The 24,694-nt window shown below is 40.7% G+C and carries 25 protein-coding genes; 5 read left to right on the forward strand and 20 right to left on the reverse strand.

What is annotated here, in order from left to right; translation table 11 throughout:
• Positions 1-9: 9 nt before the first annotated feature.
• The 10 genes from NR125_RS05370 to NR125_RS05415 all read right to left on the reverse strand — a co-directional run bounded on the left by NR125_RS05370 (position 10) and on the right by NR125_RS05415 (position 9,125).
• A complete protein-coding gene (locus tag NR125_RS05370) occupies positions 10-1,470 on the reverse strand; it encodes a spore germination protein (RefSeq protein WP_009332948.1) in 1,461 nt (486 codons plus the stop codon).
• 173 nt (positions 1,471-1,643) lie between these two features.
• Positions 1,644-3,164, reverse strand: a complete 1,521-nt coding sequence (locus tag NR125_RS05375) for a rhomboid family protein (RefSeq protein ID WP_071156971.1) — start codon at positions 3,162-3,164, stop codon at positions 1,644-1,646.
• Positions 3,165-3,390: 226 nt separating this feature from the next.
• Complete coding sequence (locus NR125_RS05380; protein WP_009332950.1) at positions 3,391-3,591, reverse strand: hypothetical protein; 201 nt, start codon at positions 3,589-3,591, stop codon at positions 3,391-3,393.
• Positions 3,592-3,684: 93 nt separating this feature from the next.
• Positions 3,685-4,635: an L-lactate dehydrogenase gene (locus NR125_RS05385; RefSeq protein WP_071156969.1), complete on the reverse strand. Its 951-nt coding sequence runs from the start codon at positions 4,633-4,635 to the stop codon at positions 3,685-3,687.
• A gap of 50 nt (positions 4,636-4,685) precedes the next feature.
• Positions 4,686-5,474 carry a DUF92 domain-containing protein gene (locus NR125_RS05390; RefSeq protein ID WP_071156967.1) on the reverse strand — a complete coding sequence of 263 codons (789 nt, stop codon included), beginning with the start codon at positions 5,472-5,474 and terminating at the stop codon, positions 4,686-4,688.
• The gene (locus NR125_RS05395) at positions 5,467-6,042 is read right to left on the reverse strand and encodes a 5-formyltetrahydrofolate cyclo-ligase (protein ID WP_071156965.1); all 576 of its coding nucleotides are present in this window, start codon (positions 6,040-6,042) and stop codon (positions 5,467-5,469) included. Before NR125_RS05395 ends, NR125_RS05390 begins: the two co-directional genes overlap by 8 nt.
• Before the next feature lie 118 nt (positions 6,043-6,160).
• Positions 6,161-6,310, reverse strand: coding sequence for a 50S ribosomal protein L33 (gene rpmG, locus NR125_RS05400; RefSeq protein WP_009332954.1), 150 nt, complete (start codon positions 6,308-6,310; stop codon positions 6,161-6,163).
• A gap of 77 nt (positions 6,311-6,387) precedes the next feature.
• A complete protein-coding gene (locus NR125_RS05405; protein ID WP_071156963.1) occupies positions 6,388-7,029 on the reverse strand; it encodes a hypothetical protein in 642 nt (213 codons plus the stop codon).
• Between the two features lie 223 nt (positions 7,030-7,252).
• Positions 7,253-8,488 carry a glycosyltransferase family 4 protein gene (locus tag NR125_RS05410; RefSeq protein WP_256814793.1) on the reverse strand — a complete coding sequence of 412 codons (1,236 nt, stop codon included), beginning with the start codon at positions 8,486-8,488 and terminating at the stop codon, positions 7,253-7,255.
• Positions 8,466-9,125 (reverse strand): DUF4912 domain-containing protein, encoded by a 660-nt coding sequence (locus NR125_RS05415; RefSeq protein WP_071156959.1) that lies wholly within the window; start codon positions 9,123-9,125, stop codon positions 8,466-8,468. The genes NR125_RS05410 and NR125_RS05415 overlap by 23 nt, the downstream gene beginning before the upstream one ends.
• Positions 9,126-9,439: 314 nt before the next feature.
• On the opposite strand from NR125_RS05415, the gene NR125_RS05420 reads away from it, so the two are divergent.
• Together NR125_RS05420 and NR125_RS05425 are read left to right on the forward strand one after the other, a co-directional pair.
• Positions 9,440-9,841, forward strand: a complete 402-nt coding sequence (locus NR125_RS05420) for a hypothetical protein (protein WP_372675454.1) — start codon at positions 9,440-9,442, stop codon at positions 9,839-9,841.
• Positions 9,834-10,319 (forward strand): MltG/YceG/YrrL family protein, encoded by a 486-nt coding sequence (locus NR125_RS05425; protein WP_019380401.1) that lies wholly within the window; start codon positions 9,834-9,836, stop codon positions 10,317-10,319. Before NR125_RS05420 ends, NR125_RS05425 begins: the two co-directional genes overlap by 8 nt.
• 69 nt (positions 10,320-10,388) lie before the next feature.
• On the opposite strand, the gene phoU is transcribed toward NR125_RS05425, so the two are convergent.
• From phoU to NR125_RS05475, 10 genes are all read right to left on the reverse strand, one after another.
• A complete protein-coding gene (gene phoU, locus NR125_RS05430; protein ID WP_026041601.1) occupies positions 10,389-11,048 on the reverse strand; it encodes a phosphate signaling complex protein PhoU in 660 nt (219 codons plus the stop codon).
• Positions 11,049-11,114: 66 nt separating this feature from the next.
• Positions 11,115-11,942, reverse strand: a complete 828-nt coding sequence (gene pstB, locus NR125_RS05435; protein WP_071156956.1) for a phosphate ABC transporter ATP-binding protein PstB — start codon at positions 11,940-11,942, stop codon at positions 11,115-11,117.
• A gap of 18 nt (positions 11,943-11,960) precedes the next feature.
• Positions 11,961-12,845: a phosphate ABC transporter permease PstA gene (pstA, locus tag NR125_RS05440; protein ID WP_009332962.1), complete on the reverse strand. Its 885-nt coding sequence runs from the start codon at positions 12,843-12,845 to the stop codon at positions 11,961-11,963.
• A 1-nt stretch (position 12,846) separates the two neighbouring features.
• Entirely contained in the window at positions 12,847-13,803 is a 957-nt protein-coding gene (pstC, locus tag NR125_RS05445; protein ID WP_009332963.1) for a phosphate ABC transporter permease subunit PstC, read from the reverse strand.
• A gap of 132 nt (positions 13,804-13,935) precedes the next feature.
• The gene (locus NR125_RS05450) at positions 13,936-14,904 is read right to left on the reverse strand and encodes a PstS family phosphate ABC transporter substrate-binding protein (RefSeq protein WP_071156954.1); all 969 of its coding nucleotides are present in this window, start codon (positions 14,902-14,904) and stop codon (positions 13,936-13,938) included.
• 239 nt (positions 14,905-15,143) lie between these two features.
• Positions 15,144-17,324 (reverse strand): peptidoglycan D,D-transpeptidase FtsI family protein, encoded by a 2,181-nt coding sequence (locus NR125_RS05455; RefSeq protein ID WP_009332965.1) that lies wholly within the window; start codon positions 17,322-17,324, stop codon positions 15,144-15,146.
• A 133-nt stretch (positions 17,325-17,457) separates the two neighbouring features.
• Positions 17,458-18,675: an MFS transporter gene (locus NR125_RS05460; RefSeq protein ID WP_009332966.1), complete on the reverse strand. Its 1,218-nt coding sequence runs from the start codon at positions 18,673-18,675 to the stop codon at positions 17,458-17,460.
• 141 nt (positions 18,676-18,816) lie between these two features.
• Complete coding sequence (locus tag NR125_RS05465) at positions 18,817-19,425, reverse strand: superoxide dismutase (protein WP_009332967.1); 609 nt, start codon at positions 19,423-19,425, stop codon at positions 18,817-18,819.
• Between the two features lie 210 nt (positions 19,426-19,635).
• On the reverse strand, positions 19,636-20,118 hold the full coding sequence (locus NR125_RS05470) for a DUF456 domain-containing protein (RefSeq protein ID WP_009332968.1): 483 nt from the start codon (positions 20,116-20,118) through the stop codon (positions 19,636-19,638).
• 152 nt (positions 20,119-20,270) lie between these two features.
• The gene (locus tag NR125_RS05475; protein WP_009332969.1) at positions 20,271-21,902 is read right to left on the reverse strand and encodes a Na/Pi cotransporter family protein; all 1,632 of its coding nucleotides are present in this window, start codon (positions 21,900-21,902) and stop codon (positions 20,271-20,273) included.
• A gap of 234 nt (positions 21,903-22,136) precedes the next feature.
• Here NR125_RS05475 and NR125_RS05480 point away from each other — a divergent pair, with 234 nt between their 5' ends.
• The 3 genes from NR125_RS05480 (at position 22,137) to ispG (ending at position 24,636) form a co-directional block, all read left to right on the forward strand.
• Positions 22,137-22,907: a DUF1189 domain-containing protein gene (locus tag NR125_RS05480; RefSeq protein WP_019380398.1), complete on the forward strand. Its 771-nt coding sequence runs from the start codon at positions 22,137-22,139 to the stop codon at positions 22,905-22,907.
• Positions 22,908-23,078: 171 nt separating this feature from the next.
• Positions 23,079-23,405 (forward strand): hypothetical protein, encoded by a 327-nt coding sequence (locus NR125_RS05485; protein ID WP_009332971.1) that lies wholly within the window; start codon positions 23,079-23,081, stop codon positions 23,403-23,405.
• Positions 23,406-23,523: 118 nt separating this feature from the next.
• Positions 23,524-24,636 carry a flavodoxin-dependent (E)-4-hydroxy-3-methylbut-2-enyl-diphosphate synthase gene (gene ispG / locus NR125_RS05490; RefSeq protein ID WP_180321107.1) on the forward strand — a complete coding sequence of 371 codons (1,113 nt, stop codon included), beginning with the start codon at positions 23,524-23,526 and terminating at the stop codon, positions 24,634-24,636.
• Positions 24,637-24,694 lie beyond the last annotated feature (58 nt).

Below are 24,694 nucleotides of genomic sequence, written 5' to 3' on the forward strand. Positions count from 1 at the left end.
TTTTTACATTTAGCGATCTGGATCTTTGGGATGCAGGAAACGCGGCCGCCTGTTCTTCAATGGTATTGGCGATCTGAGCAATACATCCCTGAATGCTCTCAGATTGAAAGGGATGAATGGCCACAGGTATGGCACTCCAAAAGATTTCATTCTCGCCAGCATGATTATCAGCAGCATAATGCCAGCTACATATCCATAAGTATGGAAAATACTTGTTGCAATCAGCAGGGCGATTCTTATCAGCCTGTTGGCCAGGCTCATTTCATAGCTTGGTGTTGAAAAAGTTCCAATTGCTGCTATTGCTAAATAAAGAATTACTTCATTAATGAACAATCCAACTTCAACAGCTACTTGGCCAATCATCAGGGCAGCCACCAGTCCGAGTGCAGTGGCCAGTGCGGATGGAGTATGGATTGCAGCCATCCTCAGCATATCCAAACCGAGCTCTATCATAAGGAACTGAATGACTAATGGCAGCTGTCCTGTTTCATTCGGCCCGATATATGATAATGCATCAGGCAGCAGCTGTGGCTCTATAGCAAATAAGTACCATAAAGGCAAAAGAAAAATGGACGCCCAGACAGCCAAAAAGCGGACAAATCGCAAATATGCACCCACAAGGGGCTTATTCCGGTATTCCTCAGCATGCTGCAGGTGATGCCAGAAGGTTGTCGGTGTAATAATCACACTGGGCGAACCATCGACGATGATGCAGACATGCCCTTCATAAAGATGGGTTGCTGCTGTATCAGGCCTCTCGGTATATCTTACCATCGGATATGGATTCCAATGCCGGCCAGAAATGAATTCCTCTATTGATTTTTCAGCCATTGGCAACCCATCAGTGTCAATCTTAGAAATAGAATCCTTAACTTTTTGGACCATTTCAGGATCTGCAATGTCTTCAATATAACTGACAACAACATCTGTTTTAGACCGCCTGCCCACCTGCATATATTCCATGCGGAGTGTCCGGTCTCTAATTCTTCTCCTCGTTAAGGCTGTATTAAAGACGAGTGTTTCGACAAAACCATCCCTTGAACCGCGGACAACACGTTCGATATCAGGCTCCTGTGGGCCTCTTACAGGATATGTACGGGCATCAATGAGAATCACTTCATCGACACCATCCACGACTAATGCAGTTGGACCAGCCAGCACCATATCCACAACTTTATTCAGATCATCAGTGGTTTCAACCTCAACATATGGTATATACGTTTTTATTAACCTGGAAAGCGTATCCCCTTCCAGCTGACCAGCATCCAATCCTGCAAGCATTTTCATCAGATAGTGCAATATATCATCTTTTACAAAGCCATCTACAAGATATAGGGCCATTTCCCTTTCTGCATATTCAACATCCAGCTGAATCACATCAAAGCTTTTTTCAACTCCAAGTGCATCTCTAAGATATTCTATATTTTCTTTCAGCGAAACCTTTACAGGCTCTCTTCTGACTTTCTCCAAAATCCCACCTCAGCATTCTGTTCCATTCTTTTCCTTGCATACTATTCAACATCATAGACATGCAAAAAAAAAATCATACCAATGATTGGCATGATTCATGAAAATTCACCGGAAATGAAGATATTATTTCCTGGGGAGTAAGCTGAAAATTCAGTAAAATATCAGCTGTTTTTTTATTCTATTTGGTTTAATAGCTTTTGATACTCTTCCTGTTCCGATTTAAGACCAGCGGCTTTTTGAGCATGATGCCTTGCTTTTTCCGTGTTATCTTCTTCTAAATAGATCAGTGCCAGATTATAATGTGCTTCGTGGAAAGAGGCTTCTTCCTTAACGACATGGAGAAGATGCACTTTTGCTTCTTCCAGTTGTCCCGCTTTTATTTCCGCATATGATAACAGAAAATAAGCTTCTGGAGAGGCATTCCCTTCCTTAACAAAATCAGCAAGCATTGAACGAGCCTTTTCATACTCTTCAGCATTAATATGCTCCTGGGCCATCACCATTGCAGTCTGTTCATTTAAAAGCCTTCCTGGTTCATTGAAACCATATTTCAACAATCCAGCCGCCAGACAGAATGATGCTGCTAAAAACAGGAACTGGAGCAATGGCCGTTTCTTCTTGGGAAAATGCACAATGCCAGTAGCAAGAAATCCGCCAATCAGCCCGCCGATATGGCCTGCGTTATCAATTCCTGGAATGGTAAACCCAAATGCAAGGTTGATCCCCAATACGACAAGTATATTAAATCCTATTGTACGGAAGAAAAGACTTGGATAAATGAGCCCAAAATATAAAAGTGCACCGAAGCAGCCAAAAATAGCTCCGCTTGCCCCAGCTGAAAGGGTAGGACTAAAAATGAAACTGGCTAATGTCCCGCCAAAACCTGCAGCCAAATAGATGAATAGGAACCTTAAATTTCCATACACGCGTTCTACTGCCGAACCTAGATAAAATAAGGCAAGTGTATTCATTAATAAATGCAGCAGCCCAATATGGAGAACAATCGGGGTCAAAAATCTCCACCATTCCCCATCAAGAATTAATGGGTTGAATTTAGCTCCATACTTGATTAAAGTCGATGTATCTGTGCTCCCGCCCATTGCTTCCAAAACTAGAAAAACAGCAACTTGAATAAAAATGAATATATACGTAAAGAAGGGCTTCCCAAAATTAAACATTTCCTTTTCTTTCTTCGCTGTTTTTACTGCTTTAGAAAGAGCGGCATGTTTCAGTGCATCAACATCCATTTCCGTATAATTTCCGGACAGAAACGTTAACGGTTTTTCAAAAATGGCCTCAATCGCACTAAGGCTATCCGGTTTGCCGGACTCAATGAGTAGGGTTTGGACAGAGGTTTTCGCATTTTCAGGCATGAAGGGGACTGTGATGCGGAATTCATAGTCATCTACAGGCAGGTACTTAGTGACATAGATATTTAATACCGGCATCTCCCTTTTGCCAAGCTGCTTCCTGACAGATTCTGCTTTTTGGGCAGTAACTTCGATATCCCGCTGCAGCCAATTGCTCCAGTCAAGATTATATTTTAAGAGCCTGATTGCCTTAATCGTTTTATGCTCCATCTTTTCAAGCCATAATTCATCCTGATCACCAGATAGCTGAATCATTCTGTACCCCTGATCAGATATGAAATAATCCGCAAGTTTCCAAAATAAATAATCCTCTTGAACGGCCAATTCTTCCCCCACTCTCTATATGTTGCAATGATTTCAATACTTTATTTAACTATAGGCAAAAAAGAAACCTTTTGTAAAAGAAAAAGCACCTAAATATTTATCCAAAATAAAAAGACCATTACGGTCTAATTACTAAAAAAATAAAATCCTGAATGTTGACAACTGTCTAGCTGCAGCGCCTCCCCCCTTGAGGTGTCGGGGGGAGGCGCTGCAGCTTTTCTTTACATTATTGCTGCCCTTCCGATTGCCCAGAAGAGAAAACAGAGCTCATCATCCTGTCGCGGACAAGCGGAAAACTCATTACTGAAGTGACTAGCAGTTTCCGCAAAAAGACGTTCCCAAAAATAACATTAATCAATCGATAACGGTTATGATAGGCAAAATAAGTACCAAGCCCTATCATAAATATGGATAGTAATCGAGACATTAAAAATCCCTCCTCTTCCTTATTGTGAGAAGAGGAAATAATTTTTATCCATGCTTCAGAACAAAATAAAATCCGCAGCCCAATGCAAGCTGGCTAATCCTTCCTTATTGGTTCCAGCGTTTTCTTGAGAACATTTACTGATTGGGTAAACTGATCAATCTCTTCGCTGTTTAAGTCAAGTTCAACAATGTCGCGAATGCCGTTTCTATTGACTATAGCAGGTACCCCAATGTAAACATCATCATGACCATACTTTCCATCTAAGTAAGCTGACACCGTAAGGACCGAATTCTCGTTCTGAAGGATGGCTTTCGTCAGTCTGACCAGGCCCATGGCTATTCCATAATAAGTCGCCCCTTTTCGCTCAATAATCTGATAAGCTGCATCTCTGACATTAAGGAATATCGAATTAAGATCTTCCTTTCTAAAATTCTCTTCTTTCCCTATCCAGTCATCAATGTTTTTCCCTGCAATATCAGCATGGCTCCATACAGGCAATTCAGTATCCCCGTGTTCACCTATAATATATGCATGAACATTGCGCGTATCGACTTTGAAATACTCCCCCAGCAGAAACCTGAATCTGGCTGTATCCAATATCGTTCCGGATCCGATTACTCTTTCCTTTGGCAGTCCGGAGAATTTCCAGACTGCATAGGTCAGAATATCTACTGGATTTGTCGCAACCAGGAAAATGCCATCAAAACCGCTATCCATAACATGATTCACAATGCCTTTAAAGATTTTTGCATTTTTTTCCACAAGATCCAGACGTGTCTCTCCAGGCTTTTGATTTGCTCCAGCAGTTATGACAACCAAATCAGCCTCTTTGCAATCTGAATAATCTCCAAACCAGATCGATGTTGGGGAAGGAGCAAATGGCATGCCATGATTCAAGTCCATCGCATCTCCTTCAGATTTATCCTTATTTAAATCAATCAGAACCAATTCCTCTGTAACACCTTGATTTAATAGTGCAAAGGCATAGCTTGAGCCTACAAAGCCAGTTCCAATCAGCACGACTCTGTTCACCCGATTTTTCATAACAACTCCCCTTTTCACTTAAGGTAAGGAACAGCAGCATCTCAGTCCCTCTATGTCAATAGAATATATAGAAGAATTCCCACCGAGGCAGAAGCTAAACCTGAACAAAAATTAACAAAGTCATTATCTGCAAAACGCCTGCCTTTTACCAATGAGGCCGGCTGCCCGCAATGTTCGGTTTTTTCAACACTTTCATTGCACACCAGGCACTTGTATTCAGCCTGAAAAAAGGCCCCCAATATGGAATCAATCAGATTTCCCGCAAATCCAAAGATCCCAATCAGCATAACCTCATAAAGTGAAACGCTGAACAGCATGAATGAAAGAAGTGCTATTGTAAAAGAACCTGACAAAGCTGCAATTGTGCCCAGAATGCTGACAGCACCTGAAGTTCCCGTCTCTGCTGGCTTCCAGGTCCTCAACGAAATGGGAGGTTTTTGACTTAATGAGCCAATTTCTGATGCCCAGGTGTCCGAGTTCGCTGCGGCCAGGCCAATTAGAAATGCTATCAGCCAAACCGGTGATGGTATCAGGAGATGGAATATGCTGGCAATAGCTGCAATTCCTCCATTTGCTGCCACCTGCTGCCAATCCCTTCTTGACCCTTTTGCATGCTTTTTTTCGAATGTCTCTTTTCTATGGCTTTTAAATTTTGACCAAAAGCTGGAGCTCGCAAAAAAGAACCCCAGCACAAGGAGACCGTAAAAGCCAAATCCCCATCCTGTTGCCGCACCTACAATGAATGCGGCTATACTGCCTGAAAGGGTCAGTAATCGAAAAAAATATCCAGCAAGCGCCGTGATTAATATAAAAATAAAAATAACAATAGATTCAAGCATTTCCGGATGCCCAGACCCGCTGATCGGTAATAATCATTTCCACCGGCTTGTCATGGTTTTCCACTGGAAAACCGTTTATGACCTGCAGTTCAAAAGCCAGTGAAACGGTTCTTCCTTTATATTGCTCGAGAAAACGATCATAATAGCCTCCCCCAACCCCCAGGCGGAAGCCGTTTTTCATGTATGCCAGCCCGGGTACGATTAAAGTTTCGATTTCCTCACTGAGAACTTCTTCTGTCTTTTCTGGACTTGGCTCCCATAATCCATAGTACACAGACTCCAATTCCATGAAGCTTTTCAGTTCACGAAACACCATTTGCTTTGCTTGGGGAATGCACTTCGGGACAGCAACCCTTTTTCCATCTTCCCATGCTTTTCTGATAATCTGCCACGTATCCGCCTCAGGCGGCTTTGAAACCGTTATACCTATCGTTTTAGCCTGAAGCCATAAAGGACTGCTGTAAAGGCTGCGGGCAATTTCATATGATAGCTGTTCATACTCAGGCTTACTCAATTCCTTCATTCTATCCAGCATTTGCTTTCTAAACGCTTTTTTATCCATTTCCATACCAAACCCCCTCCAACAGAAGATGACATCTGCAAATCCCCTCAATGATTTATCCAGAAAAGGGAAGTATACCCATAAAAAAAGTCAACAAAAAAAGCAGTAGGAATGATCCTACCGCTTATTTTGTTTCACGATGTGTAGTCGAACGCTTATCTCTTGGGCAATATTTTTTAAGCTCAAGACGATCTGGATTATTTCGTTTATTTTTTTTAGAAATATAGTTACGATCTCCACATTCTGTGCAAGCTAACGTAATGTTTACACGCATGTAATTTCCCTCCAAACTATGTTCAAACTAGTTCGTTCATACGACTTTTCTATAATATCACTTTTTAATTCGAAATGCTAGTACGTTTTTTTAAAAGTGCCCTCTTTAACCCTGCCTATCAGCAGGTTGTTATACCGAAGGATTTCTGATTTGCTGTCCCCGTTAATAATCCATGATCCCCCTTCTATTGTCCCTCTGCCATTGAATACTGCATTAAGCGAGAAGACGCTTATTGCATTTCCCTGGACCATAGGATGATACTTTAAAGTCCCTTTCTTTCTGCAGTTCCAAATTTGGTCACTGTATACGTTCCAGTAAGGCTGAATCGTACACTCTTTCATTTTTCTGCCGTTTAGCTGTCCATTGACCAAAAACAGCTTGGAATCAGCCAAATGAAAGATGACATTTTCTGCGGGAGAAATGAAGGAGAGATGTTCACGGGAAGAATACTCATGTCTGTGCTGCAATAAGAGCTTAATCTTTCTGGGCTCGTCCACATGGTTAGTGATATAGCTTTTAAAATATGAAATTTTAGAATGTATTTTTTCTGTCTTAATTTGAACAGAAATATTTTCATCAGGAAATATCTCATTACTGCCATTCTCCATCCAGTAAGTTTTCCCGTCTATCCATAAACCCGGAATCATTTTCAATTTCCCGATCGGCGCTTTCTCCATTTCTTCATAAACATCAGATTGAATCCAATTTAATGTATTCATCTTCATGCACCTTTTTCTTTATATTTTTTAAGAATCTTAATAAAAGGTTTGTCATATTTTACCCGTTGATTTCCGCTACAGTCACATGCTCGCGGGGAGGAACGAGAGCCTGCTCGGCTTCGCCTGGTCTCCCGCTCCCTCTCCTCTGAGCAGGAGTCAAGTGCCCTCCGCTACAATAAACTCAGTGCTTAAAAATTTTCAGCCTGCTAATACTGCAAAAGCTTTAAACAAGGTCTTCAAGCTTCTGGCTGATTAGGGTTTCTTGGAATACTCTTTTTGTTTCCTCCGAAATGCGTCCCCAGCTGAATAGGCTTTCTGCGACCTTTTGACCTTGTCTGCCAATTGTAAGGGCTGCTTTTGGATCTTCAAGGAGAGCGGACGCCTGCTCTGCGAAACTGCCAGGATCTCCAGGAGTCATAAACAAGCCGGAAAATCCATGTTTTACTATTCCCTTTAGCCCGCCAGTATTAGATACTATCGCCGGTTTTCCTGCAATCATTGCTTCGAGGGCAACAATGCCAAATGGCTCATAATGACTTGGAAAAACAGCGAACTCGCACTTTAGAAAGAGGGCTACTCTTTGCATATCATTAATAAATCCCGGAAAACGAATTACATCGTCAACATTCAGTTCTTTCGCTTTTTTTCTGTGGGCTTCAAGCATAGGACCTTTGCCGGCTATAATCATATAAGTATCCGGGTACTTTTCTTTAATAATAGGCGCTGCCTCGATCAAGGTATCAAACCCTTTTTCCCTGACCATCCTCCCAATGGAAAATATCAGCCTGCCTCCTTTTTTTACCTGCAGCCCCTCCAATAAAGAGTCAGGGTCATCAAGCTGGGGTTCCTTGCTGATTCCATTTGCGATAACAGACATTTTCTCGCTTTCGACAGCAAATTGCTGAAGTACTTCTCCCTTCATATATTCACTGCAGACAATAACCTGATCTGACCCTAGTATCAGCTGCTCTTCTTTTCTATGGATAAACTTCTGCAATTCTGTGTAAATCCCATTATTCCTTCCATATTCGGTTGCATGTATGGTCGTGATTAAAGGACACTGTAACCTCTCCTTTAGTGACAGGCCGCATGCACCTACAAGCCAGTCATGTGCGTGGATGAGCTCGAAGTGGTGGAAAGATGTCAGTTCATTGGCTTTTTGCTCCATTGCCAAATTCAATCCTAATATCCAATGCAAAAAGTTAGGATCTTTTTCATTAAGGGGTTTGACTCGGTGTATATAGATACCATCTTTAAGTTCAGAGCTGGAAAAATCGCCCGGATTAGCTGTCAGAACATGGACCTCATAATCCTGTTTCAAGCCTCCTGCAAGTCCATGCACATGTCTTGATAAGCCGCCTACAACATGTGGAGGATATTCCCACGTAAGAAGAAGGATCTTAGGCAAACCTTTATGGCAGGTATTTTTATTTCGCTCAGCAGTTACCGTTTCCATCATTCTTTACCTTCTCCCCTTCACTCATTGATTCATAATAAGTGTATGTACTCACATTCACAGTCCATTCAGCAGGCTGCCTCTCAGCTTCGCCTATTCCCGATGTTTGATAAGGCATTTCCTCAGAAGTATGAATTGCTTCTGAGCGAAGCAATGGGAAAAAATGAGTTTCCGTCAATTTTATGCCCAGCTCTACACAATACACCTTGCCAGGTTTGAGCCCTTTGAAGATCCACTCTGATTGATGGGACAGGATTACTTCATGATCAGCGACCGCATTGGCCCCATCAAAATAAATCCCGGTAACATCATATATTCTTAAAGATTTTCTCCTGGAAGAGACAGGCTCTTCCAAGTAAAATGAAGCCATTTTCTCTTTATGATTAGATAATTTCCATAATACTTTTACCTTATCAAATGTTAAGCGTGTTAATATCAATTGATCTTTCGTTTGTTTAGGAACGTCATTTTCTTCAGCTGTCATATTATTCACGGCAGATTCCTCGCTGTTGCGTTTTGCTTTATTTTGGATAAGTTTGGTCCATTGATATTGCACTTTTCCTACTGTTGTATCAAGCTCACTGGCAATTTTGCGAAATGAAAGCCCTCTGCGGCGAAGCTTAATAATTTCATCGATCATACCCGGCACCTCTTGGATTTTTTTCATAAGCAAATAAAAAAGGAATATATATGACGAAAGGCAAAATTTTATGACTATTTATATAACCCAATGTTATCACTGATATGGATAGCCTACAATGAACGGAAATTGTCGCTTCCTGCGAATGCACATGCCTGCTTGAAAATGAATAAGAAAAAAATTTTTAAAAAATGCCGGGAAGCTATTTCGACAGAGTTCCAGCGACAAAAATCTTTAATTTTCACCTGTTTATGGATTGCATATCGAAATTTGTCAATTTTGATGGTAAAATATTTCTGTTCAATGAATATGAGGTGACTTTTTTGGAATCAATCATGCTGGCATTATTGATCTTGTCTATAGGGCTATTTATTCTTTCAGTGTTCTTGAAAGATCCTTATAAAGAGCTGCGCGAAGAAATGGACCAAATGTCCATGCAGCAGATTCAGGAAATGTATCAGATTAAAAAGAAATTAAAAGTATTGGAAGAAGAACTGCTGGTGGGTGAAGAACCATTTATTCAGCAAGTCCCTGCAGAGTCTTCTGCTCATTCCTTAGTGAAAAGGGAAGTTCACGAAATTATAAAAAATCAGGTGATGCTGCTTACCAGGCAAGGATTGTCAGTAGAGCAAATTGCCAGACAATCATCACTCTCTCCTGATGAAGTAAGAACCATTCAAACAGAAATGAAATTTAGAGGTCATGGCTATGAATAAAAGAAATACCCGGGCATTTGCATTTGGCATCCTTACAGCTGTCATAGCCTTCAGTACACCCTATTTTTTCATAAAGCCGAATCAGTCTGAAAATAGAAAAATTGATGTAAGCAGTGCGAAAGAATTTCTTCAGGCAAACGGCTATACTGTTTTAACAGAGGAAGAATATACTCTATTGCAGCAGACTAAATCCGAGGATCCAGCAAATAAGAATACGGAAGAAAAAGAAGAACCTGCTGAGAAAGATACCGAGCCGGAAGAAGGTTCACAGGAAGTCTATCAGCTTACAATTGAGAGCGGCATGACACCTGGGGAAATCGCAGCACAGCTTGAAGAGGCGAATGTAATCGATCAGGCAGCAGATTTCGGCATTTACCTTGAAGAATACGGGTTCAGCAAAAAAATACAGCTGGGCACATTTAAACTGACCGCTGATATGAGCTATAAAGAAATCGCAAAAATCATAACAAAAAGCTAAAAGGAGCTGAATCCTTTTAGCTTTTTTACTGTCCAGCATTAGCGTGCAAGGCGCTTATGCTTTTCTAATTTAATTATTCAAATCATATTGACGTCCTTTAACCAGGTAAAAAATATGTTCTGAGATATTGGTTACATGATCAGCTGCTCTTTCTAAATATCGGCAAACAAAAGACAGCTGAGTGATCTGAGGGAGATATTCCGGTTTCTGCAGGTTGATCTGCAGCAGCTCTTTAATTGTTTCACCATATAGGTCATCTACCTGATCATCCATATCGGCAACTTTTTTTGCCTTTGCAATATCTTCTTCAGTGAAAGCCTCCAGGGATAGACGCAGCATTTCTGTAGAGATTTCGTACATTTCTTTTATATGTTCAATCGGCTTAATAAGAGGTTCTGACCCAATGCGTATAGTAGACTTCGCTATATTCACTCCAAAGTCAGCAATCCGTTCAATGTCTGTTGCGATTTTTATAGCGACAATGATACGGCGAAGGTCAATGGCCACAGGCTGCTGTTTGGCAATTAGCAGAATGGCTAAATCATTTATTTCCTCATATAAAATATCAGCCTGATTATCGTCATCAATGATTTCAAGAGCCAATTCTATATTTTGTGTTTCAAGCGCTTCAACCGATCTATGCAGGGCCTCTACTGCAAAATTGCCAATTTCAATCAGTTTCTTTTGAAGCTCCTGCAGATCATATTCAAACCTTTCACGTACTGCCATCATGGTAATCCCCCTTCATCCATTCAAGTATGGATTATATTCTTTCATTAAACCTGCACACAATAATTAGCCGAATCTTCCTGTGATATAATCTTCAGTCCGCTTATCTGAAGGAGTGGAGAAAATCTTATCAGTTTCGGCAAACTCGATTACTTCACCATTTAAAAAGAAGGCTGTTTTATCAGAAATACGGGCTGCCTGCTGCATATTATGCGTAACAATAATGATGCTGAATTCTTCCTTAAGCTCCTGCACTAGCTCCTCTACCTTTAAAGTGGAAATGGGGTCAAGTGCAGAAGTAGGCTCATCCATTAAAATGACATCCGGTTCAATTGCAAGACAGCGTGCAATGCAAAGACGCTGCTGCTGCCCGCCTGATAAGCCGTACGCATTCTGGTTCAGGCGATCTTTTACTTCATCCCAGATTGCCGCTCCCCTTAAGCTTTTTTCAACAATTTCATCCAGGATTTTTTTATCACGGATTCCGTGTATTTTCGGTCCATATGCCACATTTTCATAAATGGACTTTGGAAATGGATTAGGCTTTTGGAAAACCATTCCTACACTTGTTCTTAAATCCTCCACTTTAAATGATTTATCAAGAATATTGCGCTCGCGGTATAAAATTTCACCGGAAATCTTCACAGAAGGAACAAGTTCGACCATGCGGTTCAGGGTTTTGATATATGTGGACTTTCCACATCCGGATGGACCGATAATGGCCGTTACTTCATTTTCATTAATGGCCAGATTTATATTTTTTAACGCATGGCCTTCCCCGTACCAAAGGTTAAGATCTTTTGTATGATAAACAACTTTTTTATTCTCTTTTGCTTTTTGGTTTAGATTAGCTGTTTTAGTATTCAGATTGGCTTTTTCTGTAACTACAGGCATTTTATTAAACCTCCCGGACTAAAATCTTTTTTGGAATTTATTGCGGATCAAAATAGCGATTGAATTCATCGCAAACAATACAATCAATAATATAACGATAGTTGCAGCTGCCAGGTTGGCATATTCCGCTACAAGGGCAGAGTCAATTGTCCAATAGTAAATCTGAACCGGCAAAATCGTAAATTTATCAAAAATTCCATCAGGAACGGGAATTAACAATGCCGGAATACCGATAACAACCAATGGCGCAGTTTCCCCGATTGCCCGGGACAGTGCAAGAATGACACCCGTAAGAATTCCCGGCAGAGCTGCGGGAAGGACCACATTTTTAATAGTCTGCCACTTTGTCGCTCCCATACCGTAAGAGGCTTCTCTTAAGAATTGAGGAACTGCACGAATAGCTTCCTGGCTGGCAACTACTACAACAGGAAGAACCAGCAGTGCCATCGTAAGACCTCCTGCGAGAACTACAGAACCTAAATCCAATGCTCTTGCAAAAACAGTTAAACCAAGGATTCCAAAAACAACTGACGGAACGCCCGCCAGGTTGGAGATATTCGTTTTAATAAATGAAGAAATGCGTCCCTTGGCTGCATATTCTTCAAGATAAATCGCTGTGCCTACTCCTAAAATCATCGTGACAGGTGCAACAACAAGCATCAGCCATAGTGTTCCTGTAATTGCTCCCCAGATACCGGCTCTTTCAGGATCCGTCGATAAACGATTCATCAGAAAATCCATGTTGATCCAGCCTAAACCATCAGCAAGAACCCGATAGATCAAAACAATTAATACGACAAGGCCGAATAAAGTGGCCATAAAGAAGAGTGTTTTAGCAAGGTTATTGGCTAGCAGGCGGCTGCCCATCTTTTTATGCACTTGTTCTGAATCCACATATTTCATATTAATATTCCTCCCTGAACTTGCGAGAGATATACTGAGCGAGCAGGTTCATAATCAGCGTAAACACAAACAATGTCATAGCAACAGCATAAAGACTATAATATAATGTTGTTCCAGCTGCCGCTTCCCCTCCTGTAACTTCCACGATATAAGCAGTCATGGTCTGCATGGACTGTGTTACGTCAAATGTAAAGTTCTTTGAACTTCCGCTTGCAATCGTTACGATCATCGTTTCCCCGATTGCTCTTGATATACCGAGCACAAAAGAAGCAATGATACCTGAAATAGCTGCCGGAACAACTACTTTCCAGGTTACTTCAAGCTTAGTAGCACCTAATGCAAGGGCACCTTCCCTCATTGCATTTGGCACAGAACTCATCGCATCTTCTGAAAGTGATGCTACCATCGGAATAATCATAATTCCCATTACAATCCCTGGACTCAAAATATTCGTAGGTTCAAGTCCTGGAATAAAGGATCTCAGTAAAGGTGTTACAAATGTAAAAGCAAAAAATCCATAGACAATAGTAGGGATACCTGCCAGGATTTCAAGAAGAGGCTTTAATGCCTTTCTTGTTTTTTCAGATGCGTATTCACTTAAAAATATCGCTGTCATCAGTCCCACCGGAATCGCAACAAGCATGGCGATTAGTGTGGAAATGATTGTTCCCGTCAGTAAGGGAAGAACACCAAAGACAGCATTTTCTCCTAAAGGCTTTAATTCAGTGCCTGTAAAGAAATCTATAAAAGGAACGTCTTTAAAAAAGGCGATTGTTTCCGTAATTAAGGTAAGTACAATTCCAATAGTCGTAAAAACCGAGATTGCGGCTATGCCAAATAAGATCTTTGGTATTAATTTTTCAGTGTAATTATTAACACTTCGTGATTTTTTCTTTTGCTGAATGATTTCACGTACATTCAGCTTTTTGTTATCGTGTTGAACAGCACTTTTTGCCAAGTGTAAAACCCCTTTCAGCCTTCTCATCCAAAGAAGTACTCTTTAGCTCATACTACAAAGGAAAAACAAGGAACATCACAAGAAGATGAGAAGGCAAACTTCTCATCTTCCCATGACAATACTTTCAATCACTTACTTCAATCCGTTCAAAGCATCTAGAGAAGCCTGGATATCTTCATCTGATAATGGAGCAAATCCAGTTTCTGCTGCAACATCCTGTGCATTTTCCATTGTATAGATAGCATAATCAAGCACTTGCGGCTTTTCTTTAGCCATATTTGTATTCAAGTATGTGAATACCGGGCGTGTAAATGGAGCATAATCTCCGTCTTCTTTGATTGTATCTAATGATGGTTCAACAGGTCCGCTGCCAAAGTCTACTTTTACTGCAGTCAATTTATCTTTGTTGCTGTCATAGTATCCATAGCCAAAGAATCCGATGGCATTTTTATCTTTAGAGACAAGATCCACTAAAGTTGAGTAGTCCTGCTGCAAGTTGATATTTTCAGGAAGATCCTGTTCTTCGAGAATATTCTCAAACATAAATTCGTAAGTGCCGTGGTTTTCATTTGGGCCATATGTCTGAATTTCTTCATCCGGGAATTCAGGACGAACATCTGACCATTTTTTCTTTCCTGCACTTGCAAGGAAGATATCAACAACTTCTTGCTGCGTAAGTTCTGTAGCCCAGTCATTTTCCTTATTGATGACAATCGTGATGCCATCCAAAGCAACCTTCATTTCCTGTACATCAATGCCAAGATCTTCAGCAGAAGCTTTCTCTTCATCTTTGATTTGGCGGGAAGCATCGTTAAAATCTGTTCCGTCTTCCGCAAGGAATTTCTTGAAGCCAGCTGAAGTTCCGGAGCGGCTAACTTCTACAGAGACATTTTCCTGTTCTCCCATATAGTTTTCAGCCATGCGTGCCATAAATGGATAAACAGTCCCAGAACCATCTATTACTACACTGCCTTCCAGCTCTTCACTTTTTTCGCCATTTCCGCTTGCACCTTCATTTGTATCTCCGCCTCCGCAAGCTGCAGTGAATGCCATTAAAGCCGCCAGCATTAGTAAAAGGCTCATTTTTTTAAGACGTTTCATTCCTGAATTCCCCCTAAGAAAATTGGTTGTTTTGTCCTACGAGTATTAGAATAAGGGTTTACTGTTAACGCTGTTTTAACTGATTGTAAAGCTTTTGTAAATGTGGACGATTCTTGTGTAAATATGTCGAATAAGAGGTATAACATTAATTTATCTTTCCATTATCGCCTGCTTGCAATTCATATTTAGGAAAAAGAAAAACTGCCTCCCTTTTTATAAGGAGACAGTTTTTCAAAAGCTCATTCATCTTCTTTGCGGGCATCTTCCTGCCCTTCAAGTACATCATCTATATTTTCCACTTTTTGAACAGATTCTTCATTATCATCGCCCTTTTTATGACGTTCCTTTTTAAGATCAAAATACGCATCAAGGACACGCTCTCCAATTTCTTTATTGGCACCGTGGTCTACGCTTCCCTGGTAAGCCCATGGAACTAATACTGCCATAGCAACCTCGGGGTTTTCAGACGGCGCATAGCTTACAAGACTAAGGTTCATCACTTCCGGCGGCTCTTTGCCAAACTTGCTGCGTTCCGGTCCATCATAAAATGCCTCGGCAGTACCGGTTTTTCCGGCCGGCTTATAGTCCTTACTGCCAAACAATCCGTAAGCTGTTCCGCCTTTCTCCTGCATGACTTTGCGGAAGCCTTCCTGAACACGGTCCATCCAGCCATCTTCAAGCTCTACCCGGTTAAGGACTTTTGGCTCCATTTCCTGGACAATGGGTCCAAGTTCATCATTTTCCATTAATGGCTCGCGGATTTCCTTTACTATATGAGGCTCCATCCTGTTTCCGCCATTGGCTATGACCGAAACATATTGGGCAAGCTGCATGTTGGAATAGGTATCATACTGGCCAATCGAAAGATCAAGCATGAAACCTGGCAATGTACTCATCCCTTTAAAGCCCGTTTGCTCATTAGGCAAATCAATTCCTGTCCGTACCCCAAGGCCGAATTGAGCAAAGGACTCCCTTACAGTACTAAAAGCTTTATCATCTATCCATAACGGCTGTTCATATTCATATTTGCCCCCGCCAATCTTAATGACAGTTTCAAACATATAAACGTTGGAAGAAAATTTTAATGCATTGATATCATTTAAAGGGCCAAAATTTCTCCAGGATTTTTTTACAGGTGTTCCTTTAATTTTTAAAGGCCGGTCGTAAAATACGGTCCCTGGAGTTATAGCACCCGTTTTATATCCGGTAAGAATTGTAGCACCCTTCACAGCAGAACCTACATTATAAGTAGTAGTGATGTTGCCCAATGCATCGTCCTGCATGACTGATTTTCCTGTCTCTTTATCCTTCACAATCTTTTTGCCGGCCATTGAAAGAACCTCTCCGGTATGAGGATCCATCAGCACAACGTATGCTCTGTCCAATAATCCAGTCCCTGCTGATGCCTTAGCTTCACGCAGTTCCTCTTCAATGATTTTCTCTACTTCCTTCTGAAGATCCATATCAATGCTAAGCACAAGGTCCTTTCCTCTTTGTCCATCAGTGATAGGTACCGTTTCAAGGACATTGCCGGCTTTATCTGTAACATTTTTCACTTTTGCCTTTTGGCCGTGAAGCACCTCTTCGTATTGCATCTCAATATAACTCTTTCCTACACGGTCATTACGGCTGTAATCACGGGCCATATAGTATTCAAGCTGTTCAGCCGGCAGCCCTTCATCAGAGCTTGTCACATTACCCAGCACTGATTTTAATGTATCTCCGAAGGCATAATACCTTTCCCAGTCGGTTGTTGTATCAACCCCCTGAAGTATTTGAAGATTTTCGCTGACAACCGCGAATTCCTCAGGAGTGACTTCTTTATTTTTGACAATTTGCGGTGTTAATGCATATCCGCTTGTAAACTCTCTGTAGATGGCAAGTACTTCAAGGTCATCTTTTGTCAATTCGCTTAATTCATCTTCTGTAATTCGATCCAATGTGAGCTGATAGATGGCTTTGTCCAATTCTTTCTGGTCGCCTTCATACTTTTTTTCAAGCTTCTCTTTGTCTTTTTTAGAGATCTTTTTTTCAGCCTCTTCAGGATTTTTCATAATCCAGTAATCCTTCTTATCTCGTTCCTGAACTTTTTCAGTATCTTTGTGTATTAGCTTGGCCAGCCTTTCTGCCACCTCAAGCATTTCGTCCTGCTTGTATCCATTATTAGTAAATGTGATGGCATTTTGCGGCGTATTATCAACAATCACCTGGCCATTTCTGTCAAACATCTTTCCTCTCGGCACCGGGCTGTTGACTGTAACATCTTCCGTTCTTTCAATCTCCCGCTTATAATCATCACCATAAACTATCTGAACCATTCCAAGCCTGAGGATCAGCATGGAAAACAATAAGAACACAGCAAAGAAGAGCATATTCAGACGGAAAGGAACATGGGTCTTCTTCTTTTTCTTCCTATTCAAAATTACGCACACTTCCTTTAAAAAATTCTCATAACCCCATTCTAAAAGAAAATAACAATAAATACTATAAAGAACCCTTTTTCGACAGAGATATTTTTACTGGTAAAAAAAAGAGAGAGAATTTTCCTCTCTCTCATGCAGACTGAAATTGTATTTTCCTGACGAATAAATATATGACCGAATGCCCGGCCCCAATGATTAAGAGAAGAATAGGGATGCTTTTTTCTTCATTGAAAAAAGATACGGCAGCTAAAAAACCTAAAATGGATACTATACGTCCTGCATTTAAGAAGATTTCCCTTACAACGATATACTCAATTCTCATCTCTGCAGCCTTCCAGCCTCTGCCAATGACATCATATGTTAATGAGATATATGGCACAAGCAGGAGAGGATACGCTATAGCAATAGTGGCTGCATACATCAGCAGCTTTTGATACGTAACCTCAAAAACGATAAAGAAGATGGCACCATACAGTAATAACCCGCCAATAAGAATGGCCCTTTTGCGATATTCCTTCTTTAAAAGTCTTGATACAAGAAAATACCCCAAAAAAGATATACTTGAGTTGACCAATCCGTATGTACCAAGAGCCAGTTCACTGCCAGTTGAAATAAAAACATATACTGATATGACAAAGATAAAGGTTCCCTCTCTGAGCCCCTGGAAAAAGTGGGCATTTGTAATCATACGCCAGTTCATGCTGTTTTTTCGTTCTGCAAGGATTCTTCCAAATAAATACCTTCCGTCAGCTGGCCGCCTTTTAAGAAAAAAGCTTAAAAATACCGCTATTGAAAAAAGTGTCAGGGAGATGCCGAAGATAACGGAATAGCCCGTGAACTTTTCCATCCTTGAAATAATGAAACCCGCTGCTATCGGTCCAATCATACCCCCAACGGATGTTAGTATTCCAAGGAATCCATTAAAGAAATCGCGATTCTCCGGCTCAGTAATTTCAAAAGTGAGTACATTGAATGCAAGCCAGTAGAACCCATACCCGACTCCCAGCAGAGCCCCGAGAAGCAATAGAAATTTAGAGGCATTCGTTCCAATGAAAAGCACTGTCAGATAAAATAGAGCCAAAAAAATCACGCCGATTCTCAGCACAATGACACGGTCAATTTTTTTCGCCCATCTCCCTGCCAGGATAAACGTCAAAGGCTGAAGCACCACTATGGCCAGGTTATATAAAGCCAGATCGCTGAACTCACCAGACTGCTTCCAGAGATAAATATTAACAAATGTGTTTGAAAGGGCAGCACTTAAAGAATAAAGCCCCCCTATAAATAAAAGCAATGTTAAGTCTTTGGTTAAATCGACATCACCGATCAGTTTTTTAAATCTGCTCATAAAAAAAACTCCCCTTTGGTTCTAAGGGTAGTCTCCTACAAAGACAGTGCGGTTATGCAATGATTTAGAAATTAGGGGAAAGCCTCCGGAATTTGGAGCAAAAAAACACGGCAGATGTAATCTGCCGTGCTGTTTCATTTATTACTTTGCAGCGCTGTAACGCTTAGAAACCTCATCCCAGTTAACAACATTCCAGAAAGAATTGATGTATTCAGGACGGCGGTTTTGATATTTTAAGTAATAAGCATGCTCCCAAACATCAAGCCCAAGGATTGGTGTCTTACCTTCCATTAAAGGAGAATCCTGGTTAGGGGTGCTTGTAACTTCCAATTCGCCATTGTTTACTGCCAGCCAAGCCCAGCCAGAACCGAAGCGAGTTGTTGCTGCTTTAGCAAATTCTTCTTTGAAGCTGTCATAGCTTCCGAATTTGCTGCTGATAGCGTCTGCTAATTCACCTGTAGGCTCACCGCCGCCATTTGGAGAAATGATCTGCCAGAATAGAGAATGGTTTGCATGGCCGCCGCCGTTGTTGCGTACTGCAGTGCGAACAGCTTCAGGTACGGCATCCAAGTTAGAAACTACTTCTTCAACAGTTTTAGAAAGAAGCTCTTCGTTTCCTTCTAAAGCATTATTAAGGTTTGTTACATAAGTATTGTGATGCTTTGTATGATGAATATTCATCGTTTCTTTGTCGATGTTTGGCTCCAATGCATCATAAGCGTAAGGTAATTGCGGTAATTCGAATGCCATAATAAAATTCCTCCCTATGTATCTGTTTTATTAAGCCCCCTGAAACACTCCAATCATTTATAAAATTCTGATTTTAGAATATTTCTAAGGTCTTTAGTTTAAGATTACCAAAGTTGGTTTTTTGTTTCAAACAAAATGCTTTACTACATATATACAATATCCTAATTTGTTTTTATTATTCCATTAAATTCAAATCACCCGAGCGGGTCATCAAAGGACCACAATTAGAAAATAAATAATCATTACCCCTTGTATCACCGCTTTGGCTGCTGCACTGCTGACAAAACCGATTACAGATCCGAAACCGATCTTCAATGCATCATTGAAACTGGCCTTATTTACTGCGAGTTCAGCAATGACCGCTCCCAAAAAAGGCCCAATTAAAATTCCTAATACAGGGATGACAAATGGACCTGCCAGTAGGCCGATTGTACTTCCCCAGACACCCGCTTTTGATCCGCCATACTTTTTTACCCCAATCATATTTGCTACGTAGTCTGCACCAAATAGCAGCAGGACAAATAGCACCTGAATCGTCCAGAATAGCCAGTTAAAAGGTTCGAAAGAAAAAAGAATTCCATACAGGATAAAACCGCCAAGCAAAAACAGCACACTTGGAATAATCGGAAAAACCAAGCCCGCAAAAGCGATAATAAATAACAGAATGATCAGCGTCCAATAAATTATCTCCATGATCAGCACCCTTTCTAGAAAACATGAAAGCGCTTTGCCCACACCTCGAGGGGGCAGGCTGCTTGCGCTAGACATTTATCTAACTTCAAAATTTCTACATTATTAATTTTAAAATAAATAAGCAAGGGATTTCCCCTTGCTTATTTTACCATTTATTCTTCTCCTAAAACAGCTTCAGCAATATTCACCGCGTGATCGCCGATACGCTCAAGGTTGCTGACAATGTCTACATAGACAATGCCCGCCTGGCCAGAGCAGACTCCTTCATTCAGGCGAAGAATATGCTGTTTGCGAAGCTTTCGTTCCATCTTGTCTATCTCTTCTTCTTTTTTTACAACATGCTCTGCAGCAATTTTATCATTGTGGTCCAGTGCCTGAAGAGCTTCTTTTACAGTAGAAATGGTCAATTTGAACATTTGTTCTAAATCAGCCATAGCTGAATCGGTAATGGACACTTTATTTGCCTGTTTATAATCAATCAATTCTATTACATTTTCGAAATGGTCACCGATACGCTCAATATCTCTTACTGTATCCATCAGCACGGTGTGCTCGTTCGACTCATGTGCTGAAAGTGAACTTGTAGATAACTTAATCAGGTAATCCGTAATTTTGCGGTCAAGATTATTGATCGCGTCCTCTAACTGGTATGCACTTTCGGAATGTTTTTGATTGCCGGTTTTCAAATATTGAACCGTTTCTTCAAGTCCCCGTAAAGAGAATGCCCCCATGCGAAGCACTTCTTCTTTAGCTTGTCCAAGAGCAATCGAAGGGGATTGTTCTATAAAAACAGGATCCAAATGTTTTGCTTTATATTCAGCAACCGCATCTTCTCCCGGAATAAGCTTCGTTACAATCCATGCCAGCACGGCTACAAATGGCAGTTGAATAAGTGTATTAGTACTATTAAAAATTCCATGCGCAAAGGCAATGGTCATCTCAGGATTTAAATCCATTTTCCCCTGCAGTGTTTCAATCAATAATGTAAACGGCTTTAATAAAATCAAGAAGATAGTAGTACCAATTAAGTTAAACAATACATGCACGGCTGCAGCTCTTCTTGCAGCAACAGATGCTCCAATAGCGGCTAAAACAGCTGTGATGGTCGTTCCAATATTGTCTCCAAACAGAACAGGCAATGCTGCATCCAGGTTTATCAGCTCTTCAGAAAACAGCCCTTGGAGAATACCGATTGTGGCACTTGAGCTCTGAACAATAACAGTAAACACTGTTCCGACAACCACACCTAGAATTGGATTTGAACTCATGCTTACGGTCAAGTCATGAAAAGCTTCCAATGTACGAAGAGGCTTCATTCCCCCGCTCATTAATTCAAGTCCATAGAATAATGCACCAAAGCCAAATACAATCTGACCGGCATTGTGAACTTTTTTGCTTTTAAAGAAAAACAATAGAATAGAGCCTAAAGCAATGATCGGCAAAGCGTATTCCCCGATATCTATTCCGATGATGAAAGCAGTTACCGTTGTCCCGATATTTGCTCCCATAATAACACCTATTGCCTGGCGCAATGTCATGAATCCGGCAGATACTAATCCAACTGTAATAACAGTGGTTGCAGAGCTGCTCTGTATAAGAATGGTGACAAGAACACCCGCCAATACACCCATGATTGGATTTGTAGTAAAGCGATCTAATAAATCCCTCAGCCGGTCACCAGCTGATTTTTGGAGCCCATCACCCATGAACTTGATTCCATAAAGGAAAATACCAAGCCCGCCCAAAAACTCAAAAAGCATTTGCTGAACATTAAGTTCCACCATTATCCAACCCCTATAACTGTTTATTCGACATGATTCATCAAACCCCATACAATTATTAATGGAAACCTATAGAAATGTAAACCTGTTGCGGATTAAATTTACAATTCCTTAACATTACATGCTTATATTACATTTTTGTTACAAAATCCAAAAAAACCTTGCAAACGCGTTTACTTGTAACATCTGGATATTTGGCTAAAATATAATAGTGAATCTCAAAAAGGGTGTGTCCAAATGAATATTTTTCTTCAGTTTTATAAAAGCTTGTTTTCTCCTAAAGATATCGCTTTATTTCGTCATCAGGGCATAGGAAAGACTATTTTGTATGTGTTTTTCCTTACCCTGCTATCAGCACTGCCAACCGTGTTTTATTCCGGTTCGGCAATCATTAATGGTTTAAATGCTATTGATGAAACAATTGACAGTAATTTACCGGATTTTGAAATTGCAGAAGGACAGCTTCACACAGAGGAGGAAGTACCTGTAACCCTCAATAAAAATAACTTTACAATCATTATTGATTCGACAGGAGCAGTAGACCCTTCTGTTTTATCCGAAAGCGGCAATACGATTGCCTTATTAAAAAATGAAGTCTACATACTTGCCGAAGGACAGGAACAGACATATCCATATACATTACTGACAAGCGGCACACTAACAAAAAATGACTTATCAGACTTCCTTGCATCTGCAGAATCGCTTATGCCGATTATTATTCCCTTAATAGCGATTGTCATTTATATTTTTGCAGCGGGCATTCGATTTATCGAGATCTCCCTGTTAGCACTTGCAGGTCTGTTTATTAAAAAAGCTCTTGCCAAGAAATTGGAGTATCGTCATTTATGGCGCATGTCTGCTTACAGCATTACTTTGCCAGCCATTTTCTTTACTATCATGACAGCCCTGCAGACAGCAGTGCAAAACGGAGCGATTATTAACTGGTTTGTTTCTCTTATCATCCTCCTCTTGTCCATAAAGGAAGTCCCATCTCATAGCTCTAAATAAAAACGTGCCAATGGCGCGTTTTTATTTTTGCAATTAAAAAGAGGAGTAATTTTATAAATAAAGCAGTTATTAATGCAGAATAATACAAATTGAGGACTTTTTTTGGTCTAATCATATTTGGACAAGCATACATATTGGGTAAACATGCTATTTGCAGGGGGTTTGGCCAGTATGAAGAAGCTTGCGGGAGTACTGCTTTCAATCCTAGTTATATATGTAATCTTTTATGACCTTAATCATGGCACACTGCCCGCTGGACAAAAGCAAGCATTGGAGGCAAGTTCCCTCCCCACAGAAACAGGTGAACCCTATTTTGAAAAAAAGGTCAATCCTGGAGAAACAGTTCTATCAATTATAGAACTAAACCTTGATGGTCCCATTCCTGTAGCCATAGACCAGGTTGTGTCAGACTTCTCGGAATTAAACAATGGAATGCAGCCTGAAGACATTAAATCAGGGACGACCTATAAATTTCCAAAATATACTCAGGACAACTAATCATCATTCTTGTCAATTTCAGCGGTTCATTGATACAATAAAGTGGAACCTTCTCTAACAGCATACATCTCAGCTGTTATATGAAAAGATAAAAAGGAGCGAATCTCCATTGAGTGAAATTATACATCGCACTAAAACAAGGCCTGTTAAAGTTGGGCCATTAACAATTGGCGGAAGCAATGAGCTGTTCATCCAGAGTATGACCACTACGAAAACACATGACGTTGAAGCGACTGTAGCTGAAATTAAAAGGCTGGAAGAAGCAGGATGTCAAATCGTGCGTGTTGCCTGCCCGGATGAAAGAGCTGCAAATGCCATAGCAGATATTAAAAGACAAATTAACATACCGCTTGTTGTTGATATCCACTTTGACTACAAGCTAGCATTGAAGGCAATCGAAGGCGGAGCAGATAAAATCCGAATTAATCCTGGAAATATTGGTAAACGTGAAAAAGTGGAAGCAGTGGTCAAGGCTGCAAAAGAAAAAGGCATCCCTATCCGCATTGGTGTAAATGCAGGTTCTCTTGAAAAAAGAATCCTTGAGAAATATGGATATCCTACTGCAGATGGTATGGTTGAAAGCGCCCTGCATCATATCAAAATTTTAGAAGACCTTGATTTCCATGACATCATCGTTTCTATGAAAGCATCCGATGTTAATTTGGCCATTGAGGCTTATGAGAAAGCAGCACAAGCATTTGACTACCCTCTCCATTTAGGTATAACAGAATCAGGCACACTTTTTGCAGGTACTGTAAAAAGTGCCGCTGGACTTGGTGCAATCTTAAGCAAAGGTATTGGAAATACGTTAAGAATTTCACTTAGCGCAGATCCCGTGGAAGAAGTAAAGGTTGCCCGTGAACTTCTTAAAGTGTTTGGGTTATCTTCCAATGCAGCAACATTAATTTCCTGTCCAACATGCGGAAGGATCGAGATTGACTTAATCAGCATTGCAAATGAAGTGGAAGACTATATTCAAAAAATTAAAGCGCCAATTAAAGTTGCTGTATTAGGCTGTGCCGTTAACGGGCCTGGTGAAGCCAGGGAAGCTGATATCGGCATTGCAGGTGCCCGCGGTGAAGGGCTTCTTTTCCGTAAAGGCCAGATTGTAAGGAAAGTTCCAGAAGAGACAATGGTTGAAGAACTTAAGATTGAAATCGACAAAATCGCTGAAGAGTATTTTGCCAAACAGGAAGAGGAAAAAGCACAGGCAGAAAGCCTGCTGCCGTAAGGCAATATTGTCCCTTTCCGAAATAGAAAAAGCCTGGCACCAAATAATTTTGGGAGCC

It is taken from the genome of Cytobacillus sp. Bac17 (assembly GCF_024519925.1).
In the GTDB taxonomy this organism is placed as follows: Bacteria; Bacillota; Bacilli; order Bacillales; family Cytobacillaceae; genus Cytobacillus; species Cytobacillus pseudoceanisediminis.

Bases quoted from the DNA above. Each gene is read 5' to 3' on its own strand.
- NR125_RS05405 (WP_071156963.1), bottom strand. From the start codon at position 7,029: ATGAATACATTAAATTGGATTCAATCTGATGTTTATGAAGAAATGGAG.
- NR125_RS05385 (WP_071156969.1), bottom strand. From the start codon at position 4,635: ATGAAAAATCGGGTGAACAGAGTCGTGCTGATTGGAACTGGCTTTGTA.
- NR125_RS05450 (WP_071156954.1), bottom strand. From the start codon at position 14,904: ATGAAACGTCTTAAAAAAATGAGCCTTTTACTAATGCTGGCGGCTTTA.
- NR125_RS05380 (WP_009332950.1), bottom strand. From the start codon at position 3,591: ATGTCTCGATTACTATCCATATTTATGATAGGGCTTGGTACTTATTTT.
- pstB (WP_071156956.1), bottom strand. From the start codon at position 11,942: ATGCCTGTAGTTACAGAAAAAGCCAATCTGAATACTAAAACAGCTAAT.
- rpmG (WP_009332954.1), bottom strand. From the start codon at position 6,310: ATGCGTGTAAACATTACGTTAGCTTGCACAGAATGTGGAGATCGTAAC.
- phoU (WP_026041601.1), bottom strand. From the start codon at position 11,048: ATGGCAGTACGTGAAAGGTTTGAATATGATCTGCAGGAGCTTCAAAAG.
- NR125_RS05410 (WP_256814793.1), bottom strand. From the start codon at position 8,488: ATGATGGAAACGGTAACTGCTGAGCGAAATAAAAATACCTGCCATAAA.
- NR125_RS05390 (WP_071156967.1), bottom strand. From the start codon at position 5,474: ATGCTTGAATCTATTGTTATTTTTATTTTTATATTAATCACGGCGCTT.
- pstA (WP_009332962.1), bottom strand. From the start codon at position 12,845: ATGAAATATGTGGATTCAGAACAAGTGCATAAAAAGATGGGCAGCCGC.
- NR125_RS05470 (WP_009332968.1), bottom strand. From the start codon at position 20,118: ATGGAGATAATTTATTGGACGCTGATCATTCTGTTATTTATTATCGCT.
- NR125_RS05460 (WP_009332966.1), bottom strand. From the start codon at position 18,675: ATGAGCAGATTTAAAAAACTGATCGGTGATGTCGATTTAACCAAAGAC.
- NR125_RS05465 (WP_009332967.1), bottom strand. From the start codon at position 19,425: ATGGCATTCGAATTACCGCAATTACCTTACGCTTATGATGCATTGGAG.
- NR125_RS05395 (WP_071156965.1), bottom strand. From the start codon at position 6,042: ATGGAAATGGATAAAAAAGCGTTTAGAAAGCAAATGCTGGATAGAATG.
- NR125_RS05485 (WP_009332971.1), top strand. From the start codon at position 23,079: ATGAAGAAGCTTGCGGGAGTACTGCTTTCAATCCTAGTTATATATGTA.
- NR125_RS05480 (WP_019380398.1), top strand. From the start codon at position 22,137: ATGAATATTTTTCTTCAGTTTTATAAAAGCTTGTTTTCTCCTAAAGAT.
- NR125_RS05415 (WP_071156959.1), bottom strand. From the start codon at position 9,125: ATGATCGATGAAATTATTAAGCTTCGCCGCAGAGGGCTTTCATTTCGC.
- NR125_RS05475 (WP_009332969.1), bottom strand. From the start codon at position 21,902: ATGGTGGAACTTAATGTTCAGCAAATGCTTTTTGAGTTTTTGGGCGGG.
- NR125_RS05425 (WP_019380401.1), top strand. From the start codon at position 9,834: ATGAATAAAAGAAATACCCGGGCATTTGCATTTGGCATCCTTACAGCT.